This is a genomic window from Pseudomonas sp. PSKL.D1 (assembly GCF_028898945.1).
Lineage (GTDB): Bacteria > Pseudomonadota > Gammaproteobacteria > Pseudomonadales > Pseudomonadaceae > Aquipseudomonas.
Genome location: NZ_CP118607.1, coordinates 5,788,247 through 5,801,929 on the forward strand (window position 1 = coordinate 5,788,247; position 13,683 = coordinate 5,801,929).

Annotated in this window: 16 protein-coding genes; 10 read left to right on the forward strand and 6 right to left on the reverse strand. The window is 61.0% G+C overall.

Going from position 1 to position 13,683, the window contains the following annotated elements; genetic code table 11:
- Positions 1-23: 23 nt before the first annotated feature.
- Together PVV54_RS26060 and PVV54_RS26065 are read left to right on the forward strand one after the other, a co-directional pair.
- Positions 24-404, forward strand: coding sequence for a RidA family protein (locus PVV54_RS26060; RefSeq protein ID WP_274907938.1), 381 nt, complete (start codon positions 24-26; stop codon positions 402-404).
- A gap of 55 nt (positions 405-459) precedes the next feature.
- Complete coding sequence (locus tag PVV54_RS26065; protein WP_274907939.1) at positions 460-1,185, forward strand: hypothetical protein; 726 nt, start codon at positions 460-462, stop codon at positions 1,183-1,185.
- Between the two features lie 105 nt (positions 1,186-1,290).
- Here PVV54_RS26065 and PVV54_RS26070 read toward each other — a convergent pair whose 3' ends face one another.
- Positions 1,291-2,148: an SDR family oxidoreductase gene (locus tag PVV54_RS26070; protein ID WP_274907940.1), complete on the reverse strand. Its 858-nt coding sequence runs from the start codon at positions 2,146-2,148 to the stop codon at positions 1,291-1,293.
- Positions 2,149-2,341: 193 nt separating this feature from the next.
- Here PVV54_RS26070 and exbB point away from each other — a divergent pair, with 193 nt between their 5' ends.
- From exbB to PVV54_RS26100, 6 genes are all read left to right on the forward strand, one after another.
- Positions 2,342-3,313: a tonB-system energizer ExbB gene (gene exbB / locus PVV54_RS26075; protein ID WP_274907941.1), complete on the forward strand. Its 972-nt coding sequence runs from the start codon at positions 2,342-2,344 to the stop codon at positions 3,311-3,313.
- Between the two features lie 3 nt (positions 3,314-3,316).
- Positions 3,317-3,745: a TonB system transport protein ExbD gene (gene exbD / locus PVV54_RS26080; RefSeq protein ID WP_013974803.1), complete on the forward strand. Its 429-nt coding sequence runs from the start codon at positions 3,317-3,319 to the stop codon at positions 3,743-3,745.
- Complete coding sequence (locus PVV54_RS26085; RefSeq protein WP_274907942.1) at positions 3,742-4,476, forward strand: energy transducer TonB; 735 nt, start codon at positions 3,742-3,744, stop codon at positions 4,474-4,476. The genes exbD and PVV54_RS26085 overlap by 4 nt, the downstream gene beginning before the upstream one ends.
- 94 nt (positions 4,477-4,570) lie before the next feature.
- Positions 4,571-5,497: a hydrogen peroxide-inducible genes activator gene (locus PVV54_RS26090; protein ID WP_274907943.1), complete on the forward strand. Its 927-nt coding sequence runs from the start codon at positions 4,571-4,573 to the stop codon at positions 5,495-5,497.
- A gap of 3 nt (positions 5,498-5,500) precedes the next feature.
- Positions 5,501-7,579, forward strand: a complete 2,079-nt coding sequence (gene recG, locus PVV54_RS26095) for an ATP-dependent DNA helicase RecG (protein ID WP_274907944.1) — start codon at positions 5,501-5,503, stop codon at positions 7,577-7,579.
- A gap of 78 nt (positions 7,580-7,657) precedes the next feature.
- Positions 7,658-9,061 carry an aminoacyl-tRNA deacylase and HDOD domain-containing protein gene (locus tag PVV54_RS26100; RefSeq protein WP_274907945.1) on the forward strand — a complete coding sequence of 468 codons (1,404 nt, stop codon included), beginning with the start codon at positions 7,658-7,660 and terminating at the stop codon, positions 9,059-9,061.
- Positions 9,062-9,248: 187 nt separating this feature from the next.
- On the opposite strand, the gene PVV54_RS26105 is transcribed toward PVV54_RS26100, so the two are convergent.
- The 4 genes from PVV54_RS26105 to PVV54_RS26120 form a co-directional block, all read right to left on the reverse strand.
- Positions 9,249-9,623, reverse strand: a complete 375-nt coding sequence (locus PVV54_RS26105; RefSeq protein WP_274907946.1) for a helicase — start codon at positions 9,621-9,623, stop codon at positions 9,249-9,251.
- Positions 9,624-9,771: 148 nt separating this feature from the next.
- Positions 9,772-10,068 carry an HU family DNA-binding protein gene (locus PVV54_RS26110; RefSeq protein WP_054884748.1) on the reverse strand — a complete coding sequence of 99 codons (297 nt, stop codon included), beginning with the start codon at positions 10,066-10,068 and terminating at the stop codon, positions 9,772-9,774.
- Positions 10,069-10,254: 186 nt separating this feature from the next.
- The gene (locus PVV54_RS26115) at positions 10,255-11,403 is read right to left on the reverse strand and encodes an NAD(P)/FAD-dependent oxidoreductase (protein WP_274907947.1); all 1,149 of its coding nucleotides are present in this window, start codon (positions 11,401-11,403) and stop codon (positions 10,255-10,257) included.
- A 34-nt stretch (positions 11,404-11,437) separates the two neighbouring features.
- Entirely contained in the window at positions 11,438-11,605 is a 168-nt protein-coding gene (locus tag PVV54_RS26120; protein WP_274907948.1) for a rubredoxin, read from the reverse strand.
- Between the two features lie 117 nt (positions 11,606-11,722).
- Between PVV54_RS26120 and PVV54_RS26125 the strand changes: the two genes are divergently transcribed.
- The gene (locus tag PVV54_RS26125) at positions 11,723-12,280 is read left to right on the forward strand and encodes a chorismate--pyruvate lyase family protein (RefSeq protein WP_274907949.1); all 558 of its coding nucleotides are present in this window, start codon (positions 11,723-11,725) and stop codon (positions 12,278-12,280) included.
- Positions 12,280-13,170: a 4-hydroxybenzoate octaprenyltransferase gene (ubiA, locus tag PVV54_RS26130; protein ID WP_274907950.1), complete on the forward strand. Its 891-nt coding sequence runs from the start codon at positions 12,280-12,282 to the stop codon at positions 13,168-13,170. Before PVV54_RS26125 ends, ubiA begins: the two co-directional genes overlap by 1 nt.
- A 31-nt stretch (positions 13,171-13,201) precedes the next feature.
- On the opposite strand, the gene PVV54_RS26135 is transcribed toward ubiA, so the two are convergent.
- Positions 13,202-13,570 carry a COG4315 family predicted lipoprotein gene (locus PVV54_RS26135; RefSeq protein WP_274907951.1) on the reverse strand — a complete coding sequence of 123 codons (369 nt, stop codon included), beginning with the start codon at positions 13,568-13,570 and terminating at the stop codon, positions 13,202-13,204.
- Positions 13,571-13,683: the final 113 nt, after the last annotated feature.

The following is a 13,683-nucleotide window of genomic DNA, read 5'->3' on the forward strand; positions in this document are numbered from 1 at the left end:
TCCGCCAACCGCAAGGAGTCATCATGAGCAAGACCGTCATCAACAGCGACAAGGCCCCTGCCGCTATCGGCACTTACTCTCAGGCGATCAAGGCCGGCAACACCGTGTACATGTCGGGCCAGATCCCGCTGGACCCGAAAACCATGGAGCTGGTTGAAGGTTTCGAAGCCCAGACTGTACAGGTGTTCGAAAACCTCAAGGCCGTGGCTGAAGCCGCTGGCGGTTCCTTCAAGGACATCGTCAAGCTGAACATCTTCCTCACTGACCTGAGCCACTTCGCCAAGGTCAACGAAGTGATGGCCCGCTACTTCGACCAGCCCTACCCAGCCCGCGCCGCCATTGGCGTTGCCGCACTGCCGAAAGGCGCCCAGGTAGAAATGGACGCCATCCTGGTCATCGAATGATGCCGCGGGTGGCGGGCGCCCTGCCCGCCACCTCTTTGTTCAAGGTTATTCCATCATGCGTCAAGCACTGCCCCTCGCGCTGGCAGCTCTGCTTCTAAGCGGCTGCGCCAGTCATAAACCTGAAGATTTCAACGGCACCTGGATCAACCAGGACGCCATCAAGGCCGCCATCAAAGGCGGCAGTCTGCGCCAGGCGTTGAACGAGCATGGCCCGGTGCTGGAGTGGAAGCTGGATGTGGCTAACCAGCAGGCCAGCTTCAGCAATGGCTTCGAAGCCGTTGATGGCCAGCTGACCAGCAATGAAAAGCAAATGCAGGCCAACTTCCAGGGCTCGCTGGTCGAGCAGCTTATGCTCGATGGCGACGAACTGAAGACCACCGACCAGTCCGGCTCCGAGCAGAATTTCGTCCGCTCCAAGCTGCCTGGCAATGCGCCGCTGGGCGGCAGCTTTGAGAAAGCCCTCTATCAAGCCTATCTTGGCGGTGACTGGAAGATCATTGACGGCGACGGCAAAGGTGGTGTGGTGCGCTTCGCTGACAACGGCAGTGTGACCGGCCTTCCCGGCCCTGATCGCTATGCTTTGTGCCTGGCCGGCGATTGTGCCGACATGGGTGGAAGCAATGACAGCATGTGGCTGGAGCGCAACCAACGCGGTGCACCTTTCATCTTCAAACGTGACGATGACCGACTGGAGATATTCCGGGCAGTTAACCGCGCCCAGCCAGATGAGAAGCCTCAACTGGCTGCCGGTGCGAGGCAGTGGGTGCTGGAGCGAGATTAAGTCAGCCCCCGGCTTGTAGGAGCGGCCTAGTGTCGCGAACGGGCCGCAAAGCGGCCCCGGCAATCTATGTTGCGAAGCTGAAAACCTGGGGCCGCTCCTACATGCTCAGCCTTTGCCCTGCAGGATGGCCGCATACCCTTCCTTGTAACTCGGATAAGCTGGCACCCAACCCAATGCCCGCACCCGGGCATTACTGCAACGCTTGCTCCCGGTTCGGCGTACCCGCTGCTCATCCGACCACTCGGTAACGCCCATGTACGCCCGCAACCAGGCCACCACATCGGCCAGTGGTGCCGGATCGTCATCGACACCGATGTAATAATCGTCCAGCGCCACACCTTCGGCATCAGCATTCAACAGGAAGGCCATCAGGCTTGCCGCGTCCTCGGCATGGATACGGTTGCCATACAGCGGCGGCTCTTCTGCCACTCGATAACCTTGGCGCACCTGGCTCAGCAGCAATTCACGCCCTGGCCCGTAGATACCTGTAAGCCGCACAACGCTCGCAGGAATACCGCTGCTCAACGCTAGCTGCTCAGCCTCGAGCATCACACGCCCGGAGTATCCCTCAGGTTCCGTGGCCGCCGTTTCGTCGATCCACTCCCCATCCTTTTGAGCAAACACGCTGCTGCTGGACACAAACAGCAAGCGACGCGGGCGCTGAGCACGCTCAGCCAGCCATGCCAATACATGGCGCAGGCCCAGGACATACGCCTCTTGATAGCCTGCCTCGTCATGCTGGCTGGCTGCCACGCAGTAAACCAGATAGTCCGGTGAACGTTGCGGCCATGCCTGGGGGATGGTGGGCTCTGAAAGGTCGGCAGCGACCGGAACCACCCCTTGGGGCAGTTGATCTATCGAGCGGCGCAAACCGCTGACACTCCAGCCACGGGCTAGCAGTTGCCGGGCCAGACGGCCACCCACATCACCGCAGCCTACGATCATCGCGGAAAGGTCTGACATCAAAAAATCCTCTAGACCATCGATTAGTACTTGAAGGATTACACGATAGGCGGCTAGACCGCAGGTGAAAAAAGCAACATCATTACTTTTGTTAACAAGAATTACTTGCAATAATGGCAACCCTTATCTGTTCTCGGCCTACATCGAGGCCTTGGAGAACGTTCACCTTTTTTCTTCATCAGGTCCGGCCAGCATGACACGCACTCAACCTTCCGCTTCGCCAACCCCGTCGCGCGCCTGGCGCGCCATCGCCGCGCTGATGTTCAGCCTGGTGCTGGCCCCGGTGGCCATGGCCGATGAGCCAGCTGCCAACGCCAGTGCACCAGCCGCTGTCAGCGCGCCATCAGCACCAGCAGCCGAAGGCCAGGCCCCGGCAGGCGAAGCACAGGCTGCTGCGCCGGCCGACTCCCAGGTTGTGGTAGACCCTGCCACCAACGCACTGGTCGAGGACACGACCCTGGGCATGGCACATGACCTGTCCCCGTGGGGCATGTACCAGAACGCCGACGTGGTGGTGAAGGCTGTGATGATCGGCCTGGTCATCGCCTCGATCATTACCTGGACCATCTGGATCGCCAAAGGCTTCGAACTGCTCGGCGCCAAACGTCGCCTGCGCGGTGAAATCGCTCAGCTGAAGAAGTCCGCCAGCCTCAAGGAAGCCAGTGACGTTTCCAACAAGGAAGGCACCCTGGCCCACACCCTGGTCCATGATGCCCTCGAAGAAATGCGCCTGTCGGCCAATGCCCGTGAAAAAGAAGGCATCAAGGAGCGCGTCAGCTTCCGTCTGGAGCGCCTGGTTCACGCCAGCGGCCGCAACATGAGCAATGGCACCGGCGTGCTCGCCACCATCGGCTCCACTGCGCCGTTCGTGGGCCTGTTCGGTACTGTTTGGGGCATCATGAACAGCTTCATCGGCATCGCCAAAACCCAGACCACCAACCTGGCCGTCGTTGCCCCCGGTATTGCTGAAGCGCTGCTCGCTACCGCGCTGGGCCTGGTTGCCGCAATCCCGGCCGTAGTCATCTACAACGTCTTCGCCCGCTCGATTGCTGGCTACAAGGCGCAGGTGTCGGACGCTTCGGCACAGGTTCTGCTGCTGGTCAGCCGTGACCTCGACCACCAGGGTGGCGAACGCGCCGCCCCGCACATGGTGAAAGTGGGGTAAGCCATGGGCCTGCATCTCAATGAAGGTGGCGACGACCTCGCCGAAAACCACGAAATCAACGTTACGCCGTTCATCGACGTAATGCTGGTGCTGCTGATCATTTTCATGGTCGCAGCCCCCTTGGCCACCGTCGACATCAAAGTCGACCTGCCGGCCTCGACCGCCAAACCGGCGCCGAGGCCCGAGAAACCGGTGTTCGTCAGCGTCAAGGCCGACCAGAAGCTGTATGTCGGTGACGATCAGGTGCCTGCCCCCGACCAGCTTGGCCCGATGCTCGATGCCAAGACCAAGGGCGACAAGGAAACCACCATCTTCTTCCAGGCCGATAAAGGTGTGGATTACGGTGACCTGATGGAAGTGATGAACAACATGCGCGCGGCCGGCTACCTCAAAGTCGGTCTGGTAGGTCTTGAGACGGCAGCGAAGAAATGACGAAGACGCGGCACAATCTGGCGCGTTACAGCGGCAGCCTGGCCATCGTGCTGGGTGTCCATGCCGTCGCTGTGCTGCTGACGCTCAACTGGTCGGTGCCTCAAGCCGTCGAGCTGCCTCCGGCAGCCATGATGGTCGAGCTGGCACCGCTGCCTGAGCCCGCGCCGCCACCACCTCCGAAGGTCGCCCCGCAGCCGCCGGCAGAGGTTGAAGAACCACCGCTGCCAAAGCTGGTCGAGGCGCCGAAACCCAAAATCGCCATTGCCAAGCCACCCAAGCCGAAGCCCAAGCCGCAGCCGCCCAAGCCCGAGAAAAAGCCTGAGCCGCCAAAGGATGAGCCACCGGCCAAGGAAGAAGTCGTCGATACACCGCCAAGCAACACGCCACCGCAAAAGTCGGCGGCACCAGCGCCAAGTATCGCGTCAAACAGCAAGGCATTGCCGACCTGGCAGAGTGATCTGCTGCGTCACCTGGCAAAGTACAAGCGCTACCCGGAAGACGCTCGCCGCCGTGGCCTGCAGGGCATCAACCGCCTGCGGTTCGTGGTCGACGCCGAAGGCAAGGTGGTCTCGTACGCCATGGCAGGCGGTTCCGGCAGTGCAGCACTGGACCGCGCAACATTGGAGATGATCCGCCGGGCTGGCACGGTACCCAAGCCACCTGCTGAGTTGCTGACCAATGGCACGATCGAAGTCGTGGCACCGTTCGTCTACTCGCTGGACCGTCGCTGATACTTTTGTTTCTGTCACAATTCGGCAAGTCTGATAACGTGCGTCTATCGATTGCAGCCGCTATGCTGGGGCCGCAACTTCATGGACGCACGTTATGACCCTCACAGAACTCCGCTACATCGTCACACTCGCCCAGGAGCAGCACTTCGGCCACGCCGCCGAGCGCTGCCATGTCAGCCAGCCGACCCTGTCAGTGGGTGTGAAGAAGCTGGAAGACGAGCTTGGCGTCCTGATTTTCGAGCGCAGCAAGAGCGCGGTGCGGCTGACCCCCGTCGGTGAAAGCATCGTTGCCCAGGCGCAGAAGGTGCTGGAGCAGGCCCAAGGCATTCGCGAACTGGCTCAGGCTGGCAAAAACCAGCTGACGGCTCCCCTCAAGGTTGGCGCCATCTATACAGTCGGCCCGTACCTCTTCCCGCACCTGATTCCGCAACTGCATCGCGTGGCACCGCAAATGCCGCTGTACATCGAAGAAAACTTCACCCATGTACTGCGAGAAAAGCTGCGCAATGGTGAACTGGACGCCGTGATCATCGCGCTGCCGTTCAACGAAGCTGACGTGCTGACACTGCCGCTTTATGACGAGCCGTTCTGCGCCCTGATGCCGGCCGATCACCCGTGGACCGCGAAAAAGACCATCGATACAGCGATGCTCAACGACAAGAGCCTGCTGTTGCTCGGCGAGGGCCACTGCTTCCGTGACCAGGTGCTGGAAGCCTGCCCGACCCTGAACAAAGGGGGAGACGGCGCCAAGCACACCACCGTGGAGTCCAGTTCTCTGGAAACCATCCGTCATATGGTCGCCTCGGGCCTGGGTGTGTCGATCCTGCCGTTGTCGGCAGTGCACAGCCATCACTATGCACCGGGGGTCATCGAAGTGCGCCCACTCACGGCACCTGCACCGTTCCGTACAGTGGCAATTGCATGGCGTGCCAGCTTCCCGCGGCCAAAGGCCATCGAGATCCTAGCCGACTCGATCCGCCTTTGCTCGGTAGCCAAGGCGCCCGTGGAACAACCGGCCTGATCCATGACTGAGCTGTCGAAGGTCTCGGTCACCGCGCTCAAGGGCGTAGGCGAAGCCATGGCGGAAAAGCTCGCCAAGGTTGGCCTGGAGAACCTGCAGGATTTGCTGTTCCACCTGCCCCTGCGTTATCAAGACCGCACTCGCGTGGTGCCCATCGGCCAATTGCGCCCTGGGCAGGATGCAGTCATCGAAGGTGTGGTCAGCGGTGCCGACGTGACCATGGGCAAGCGCCGCAGCCTGGTCGTGCGCCTGGGTGACGGCAGTGGCGTGTTGAGCCTGCGCTTCTACCACTTCAGCAATGCACAGAAGGAAGGCCTCAAACGGGGTACGCACCTGCGCTGCTACGGCGAGGCGCGCCCAGGCGCTTCAGGCCTGGAGATCTACCACCCGGAATACCGGGCCCTTAACGGCGATGAGCCGCCGCCACCCGTCGAACAGACGCTGACGCCCATTTACCCGTCCACAGAAGGCCTGACCCAGCAGCGTTTGCGCCTGCTATGCCAGCAAAGCCTGGGTATGCTCGGCCCGCGCAGCTTGCCGGACTGGCTGCCCGATGAACTGGCTCGGGATTACCAATTGGCGCCACTGGACGATGCCATCCGCTACCTGCACAACCCACCCGCCGATGCAGACCTCGACGAGCTTGCAGAAGGCCAGCACTGGGCCCAGCACCGCTTGGCGTTCGAAGAGCTGCTGACCCATCAGCTGTCCCAGCAACGCCTGCGCGAGAGCCAACGTAGCTTGCGGGCGCCAGTGTTGCCCAAAGCCAACCGCCTGCAGGCACAGTACCTGGCCAACTTGGGTTTCAAGCCAACCGGCGCTCAGCAGCGGGTTGCCAACGAGATTGCCTACGACTTGAGCCAGCATGAGCCAATGATGCGCCTGGTCCAGGGCGATGTCGGTGCAGGCAAGACCGTTGTGGCTGCCCTTGCCGCCTTGCAGGCCCTGGAGGCCGGCTACCAAGTGGCATTGATGGCACCCACCGAGATTCTTGCCGAGCAGCACTACATCACATTCAAGCGATGGCTGGAGCCACTCGGTATCGAAGTCGCCTGGCTGGCCGGCAAGCTCAAGGGCAAAGCCCGCGCCAGCGCGCTGGAACAGATCGCGAGCGGCGCACCAATGGTGGTCGGCACCCACGCACTGTTCCAGGACGAAGTGCAGTTCAAGCACCTGGCCCTGGCAATCATCGATGAGCAACACCGTTTCGGCGTGCAGCAGCGCCTGGCGTTGCGCAAAAAAGGCGTCGCAGGCGAACTGTGCCCGCACCAGCTGATCATGACCGCCACACCCATCCCGCGCACATTGGCCATGAGTGCCTATGCCGACCTCGACACTTCAGTACTGGACGAGCTGCCGCCGGGGCGTACTCCGGTTAACACCGTGCTGGTCGCCGACAGCCGCCGCTTCGAAGTGGTCGAACGCGTACGTGCCGCCTGCGCCGAAGGCCGCCAAGCCTACTGGGTGTGCACGTTGATCGAAGAGTCCGAAGAACTCACCTGCCAGGCGGCAGAAAGCACCTACGAAGAGCTCGGCAGTGCCTTGGGCGAACTGCGCGTTGGCCTGATCCACGGGCGCATGAAGCCTGCGGAAAAAGCCGCCGTCATGGCAGAGTTCAAGGCGGGCAACCTGCAATTGCTGGTTGCCACCACGGTAATCGAAGTCGGTGTGGACGTCCCCAACGCCAGCCTCATGATCATCGAAAACCCCGAGCGTCTGGGCCTGGCCCAATTGCACCAGTTGCGCGGCCGGGTTGGCCGGGGCAGCGCAGTCAGCCATTGCGTGCTGCTGTACCACCCCCCATTGTCACAAATCGGCCGCGAGCGGTTGGGCATCATGCGCGAGACCAATGACGGGTTCGTCATCGCCGAGAAGGACCTGGAGCTACGTGGCCCGGGCGAAATGCTCGGGACACGGCAAACCGGCCTGCTACAGTTCAAGGTCGCTGACCTGATGCGCGACGCCGACCTGCTGCCTGCCGTGCGCGATGCCGCGCAAGCCCTGCTGGTGCGTTGGCCAGAACATGTCAGCCCGCTTCTCGACCGCTGGCTGCGCCATGGCCAGCAATATGGCCAAGTGTGACGACTGTCCCAGAATGGATCCAGATTTGAGACCAGACTGGTTATACTTCGCGTTTAAAAGAATCAGTGGATACGGACCATGACTGAAGTTGCCCTGGACACCGCAACCCCACACGCGCCCTCGGTGATCAAGTTGCTGCTGGAGAAACTCGGCGTGGCTTATCGCGAGGTGCCTGAGCATCCGGCGCAGCCGGCGGCTTCGCGGGTACAGGCGATTCTGCTCGACGACGAGATCGGTGCCTTGATGGTGCTGTTCCCCCAGAGCAAGCTGCTCGACCTCAATCGCCTTGAAGAACTGACCGGGCGTAAGCTCAAGGCAGTGCCTGTTGCGCGCCTCAAGCAAATGCTCGACAAACATGGCCTGAAGGCGCTGCCCGCTATCCCGGCCTTGACCAGCTCACCTTGCCTTTACGAAGAGAAGCTGCTCAGCAACGACACGCTGCTGGTTCAGTCGGGTGAAGCTGGCCTTTTGCTGGAAATCGAGCGCGATGATTTCAGGCGCATGCTGAAAAAGGCCAGCGCCGGCAGCTTCGGCCAGCCAGTGAGGGAAATCCGCCCCAACCTCGACCGCCCGGATGACGACCCCAAAGAAATCACCCTGGCCGTGCAGGCTTTCACCGCGCGACGTATTCAGAAGCGCCTGGAAGAAACCATTGAAATTCCACCGCTGGCCGATACCGCGCAAAAGATCATCAAACTGCGCGTGGACCCCAATGCCACCATCGATGACATTACCGGCGTAGTCGAAACCGACCCGGCCCTGGCCGCCCAGGTCGTGAGCTGGGCGGCTTCGCCCTACTACGCCTCGCCCGGCAGGATCCGCTCGGTGGAAGATGCCATCGTGCGCGTGCTGGGCTTCGACCTGGTGATCAATCTCGCCCTGGGCCTGGCGCTGGGCAAGACCCTGAGCCTACCCAAGGATCAGCCGCAGGAAGCGACCCCCTACTGGCAGCAATCCATCTACACGGCAGCCATCATCGAGGGGCTGACCCGTGCCATGCCGCGCGCCGAACGCCCTGAAGCAGGCCTTACCTATCTGGCAGGGCTGCTGCACAACTTTGGCTACTTGCTGCTGGCGCACGTGTTCCCGCCTCACTTCTCGCTGATCTGTCGTCACCTTGAGATCAACCCGCACCTGAACCACACCTACGTGGAACAGCACCTGCTGGGCATCAGCCGTGAGCAGATTGGTGCCTGGCTGATGAAGCTGTGGGACATGCCCGAGGAGCTCTCCACCGCGCTGCGCTTCCAGCATGACCCGTCCTATGCAGGCGAAAATTCGGCCTATCCCAACCTGGTCTGCCTGGCGACCCGACTGCTGCGTTCGCGGGGCATTGGCTCGGGGCCACAGGAAGAGATCCCGGATGAACTGCTGGAGCGGTTGGGGATTACCCGGGACAAGGCCCTGGATGTGGTGAACAAGGTGCTGGAGGCCGAGTCCTTGCTGCGCGAGCTGGCCTCGCAGTTCAACGCCCCGCATTGAGGTACCTGTAGGAGCGGCTTTAGCCGCGAACACCGGCGAAGCCGGTGCCAGGCACCGCGTCGCTTGCTTCGCGGCTGAAGCCGCTCCCACAGGATACGTGCCACATTTGCGGCCCCAGCTCTTTCTGCGACAGCGCAGCCCGGATGGGCTGGGTAATCTCCTACAGGATTTGCGAAGGTCGCTCGACTCAGCTTTTCTTCTTCGGTTTCAGGTACTTCATCAAGCCCTGAAACCACATCACCAGCGCCGGGTTGCCCTTGATCTGGATGTTCTTGTCCTGAATGCCCTGCATGAACGCCAATTGCTTGTTGCCCGCCTGCAGCGTGGCAAAGCCATAGGCCGCATCCTTGAAAGCGATTGCAAAGGCAGGTTGTGGGTGAGTGCCTCCCTTGCTGCTGATGCGCTCACCGCTGACCAAAAAATGCCGGGCGATCTTGCCGTCCAGCGTCTGCATCTGGAACACCAGGTCGCGATCCTTGAGTTGCTGCTGGAATGCCGGGTTATTGCGGCTGGCCCTGGCCATCAACAGCCCCATGGCCCAGAGAAGAAAGCGGAACTTCATCAACGCGCCTCGAACGTAAAGTGACTAAGGTACGCAGTTTATCCTTTTCCTGAACGGTTTATGCAAGTTCGCAACACGTTGTCGCCAAAATGCACAACGGGCGCCTTCAGGCGCCCGTTTTACTGACACTGGGGTTGTCAGGTGTCGATCACTTTTTCTTGGCGGGCTTGGCTGGCGTGTTAACGCTATCGCGCAGGTTTTTGCCCGGCTTGAAGGCTACGGTATTGCTGGCCTTGATTTTTACCGGCTGACCGGTTTGCGGGTTCTTGCCAGTGCGGGCACCACGATGGCGTTTTTCAAAGGTGCCGAAACCGACCAGGGTAACCGTGTCCTTGTCCAGAGCACCGGTGATGCTGTCGAGGATCGCGTTCAACACCTGGTTGGCCTTTTCCTTGGTCAGGTCGGCCTTTTCGGCGATGACGGCGGCGAGTTCTGGTTTGCGCATAGTGAAGCCTCTTTGACGGGATTTCTTGTTGTTATGCCGTGCTGCCATGAAGCAGCGTTCAAGGCACCGCAGGCTCTAATCTGCGGCAGACGGAAGTGAGAATGGCACGGCCTCAGAGGCCGCGCCAGTATCCGGACGGCCATTGTGCTGGCAACAACAGGATAAATCCGACAGAACGCATGCTATTTATGCCATGAGGGGTGGAAGCTGCCGGTTGAGGGCCAGTTTTTCCATGACCGCCGCGCCGGTCAGGGCATACCCCAACAGCTGGCCGTCGGCTGCATGGCAGAGCACTTTGAGGTCGCTCCCCTGCCCTTCCACTTGCCAGCTGCCATCACTACCCATGGGCGGTGGCGAAACCACCAACGGGCACGCGGGTGTTTTCACGGTAATCGGCATCGGCCCGTAGCTGACCGCTGTTGGTTTGCCCGCCAATGTCTGGGCCAACGCCCGGGCACAGGCCATCAGCGGCATCACATAAAGCAGGTTGATACCGTCGACTTCGGCACAATCGCCCAGCGCAAAAATGTTGCCATGTGAGGTGCGCAGCTGACGGTCCACCACCACACCGTGGTTTGTCTGCAGCCCGGCTGCAGCAGCCAGGTCGATACGCGGGCGCAGGCCAACGGCCGACACCACCAAGTCACAAGGGATCACGCTGCCATCGGAAAGATGGGCTTCAAGGCCCTCATTCACTTGCTGCAAACGTGTCAGCACCGGGCCAAGATGGAACCGTACGCCCAAACGCTCGAGGCCAGCCTGCACAGCAGCTGCAGCGGCCGGGTGCAGCAAGGTCGGCATGACTTGCTCACAGGGAGCCACCACTTCCACGTGGAAACCACCCTGGCTCATGTCGTTGGCAAACTCGCAGCCGATCAAGCCGGCCCCCAGGATCAAAACACGCTGCTTGCCCGCGGCGGCGGCACGAAAGCGTGCGTAATCCTCCAGATCGTTGATCGGAAAGACCTGATCGGCGCCATTCCCTTCAATCGGCACCTGTACGGTCTGCGCGCCCCATGCCAGCACCAGATCGCGATAGGCAACCGCCTCTTCACCGATCCACAGGCGTTTGTGGCCGGGGTCGATACCGCTGATGCGCGTGTGGGTACGGATCTCGGCATTGAGTTGCTCTGCCATGGCGCCCGGCTCAGCCATGCACAAACCATCGGCATCCTTCTGCTTGGCAAACCCCAGCGAGAGCATTGGCTTGGAATAGGAGCGGCCATCGTCAGCCGTGATCAACAGCAGGGGTGTCTGGCTGTCCAGCTTGCGAAATTCGCGGGCCAGGTTATAGCCGGCCAGGCCGGTACCGATGATTACCACGGGGGACGTCATGTCGCGCATTCCTCACATTCAGACAGGTTGAAACTTAGCCAATGGCGATCATTTCGAAGTCGCTCTTGCCCACGCCGCAGTCGGGGCAAAGCCAGTCTTCAGGCACATCTTCCCAGCGAGTCCCAGGGGGGATGCCCTCATCCGGACAACCTTCGGCTTCGTCATAGATGAAGCCACACACAATGCATTGCCACTTTTTCATCAGGCTTGTTCCTCATTCAGGCTGCGGGCTTTGTAATGGCCCTGCCCTCAGTATGCAAGCAGTCAGGGCAATCATGCTAAGCTCGCCGCCTCTCTGGCTGTAACAAAGCATACCGACGTGTCGCACGAATCCCCGCAAGCAGCCGCTGCCGTGTGGCTGCCGTTTTCACAGCTGGCCACCGATGTCGACCAGCACACCTTGGGCTGGCTGTTCGATGAAGGCTCCCTGACGCGCCGTCTCACCCACCTTTCCCACGACCACTTCAGCGTTACGCCCTTGTACGAAGGCTGGCAAGCCCTGCGCGCAGATGAATGCCTGGCACTCGGCATTGCAGTGGGTGCAGAAGGTTGGGTGCGCGAGGTGTACCTGCGTGGCCATGGCCAGCCATGGGTGTTCGCGCGCAGTGTGGCCAGCCGTGTAGCCCTTGAGCGCGGCGGCCTGGACCTGGAAACCCTCGGTAGTCGGTCGCTTGGCGAGCTGCTGTTCTGCGACCAGGCGTTCATCCGCCACCCGATCGAAGTCTGCACTTATCCAACGGCGTGGCTGCCCACCGAGATGGCTTGCGCAGGGCTGTGGGGCCGCCGCTCGCGCTTTGCCCGCAACGGCCTCGACTTGCTGGTGGCCGAAGTGTTCCTGCCAACCCTGTGGCAAGCGGCCAAGGAGGAAACCCGCTGATGTACCTGCAACTGCTCAAGTCGCTCAACCGCCTGCACCCGCGTGCCTGGGACTTCGTTCAGTTAAGCCGCATGGATCGGCCTATCGGCATCTACCTATTGCTATGGCCTACCCTGACGGCGGTGTGGATTGCTGGCAATGGTGCGCCTACCCTGGCGAACGTGCTTATCTTTGGCCTTGGCGTGGTGTTGATGCGTGCGGCTGGCTGCTGCATCAACGATTTTGCCGACCGCAAAGTCGACGGGCACGTCAAGCGCACGGCCGATCGGCCACTGGCAAGTGGCCGGGTGAAGCCCATAGAAGCGTTGGCGCTGTTCGCCATCCTGGTTGCCGTCAGTTTCCTCCTGGTGCTGTGCACAAACAGCCAGACGGTTTGGTTGTCATTTGGCGCTGTCGCCCTGGCGTTCTGCTATCCGTTCATGAAGCGCTACACCTACTACCCGCAGGTGGTTCTGGGTGCGGCCTATTCCTGGGGCATCCCCATGGCATTCACCGCAGCGGGTGGGGATCTGCCAGCCAGCGCCTGGCTGTTGTACATCGCCAACTTACTGTGGACCGTGGGTTACGACACCTACTACGCCATGGTCGACCGCGATGACGACCTGAAGATAGGCGTGAAATCGACCGCCATCCTGTTTGGCGAAGCTGACCGGGTGATCATCCTCACCCTGCAACTGCTGTCACTCGGGTGCCTGTTGCTCGCGGGCAGCCGCTTTGAGTTGGGTGGGTGGTTCCACTTGGGCCTGCTTGGCGCCGTGGCGTGCTTTGCCTGGGAATACTGGTCGACGCGCAAGCTGGACCGGGAGTCGTGCTTCAAGGCGTTTTTGCACAATCACTGGGCGGGGATGCTGATTTTCATCGGGGTCGTGCTGAATTACGCGCTGCGTTGAATTCTGGGGCCGCAAAGCGGCCCCAGCAATTTCAGGGCTTGGCAACGTGCCAGACGTCCTTCATGCCATCACCGGTCATCTCTCCGGCTTTCTTGTCCTTGATGAACGTGTACAGCGGCTTGCCGTCATACGCCCACTGCATCGAACCGTCATCACGCTTGATTTGTGACCACTTGCCTTCAGCCTTTTCCCCGTCCTTGACCATCAGCGGCGGCCAGTTAGTCGCACAATCGCCATTACACATCGACTTGCCACCGGCATCTTTGTCGAAGGTGTACAGCGTCATGCCGTTGTGATCGACCCACATGCCGTCCTTCTCCATGGCATGGTGGGCCGACGCTACCCCGGGCAGCGCCAGTGCAGTGAATAGGGCCATCCAGCTCAGCGTGTGTCGTGTCATTGGAATCACCGTAAATTCGGGGTGGATTGCATTGTGTTTGCCGTCGCAGCGGCCCTCTGAAGCCTAGTCCAGTCATGGAATGTCGCCATAACGGCCAACGCCCTGTCACACAG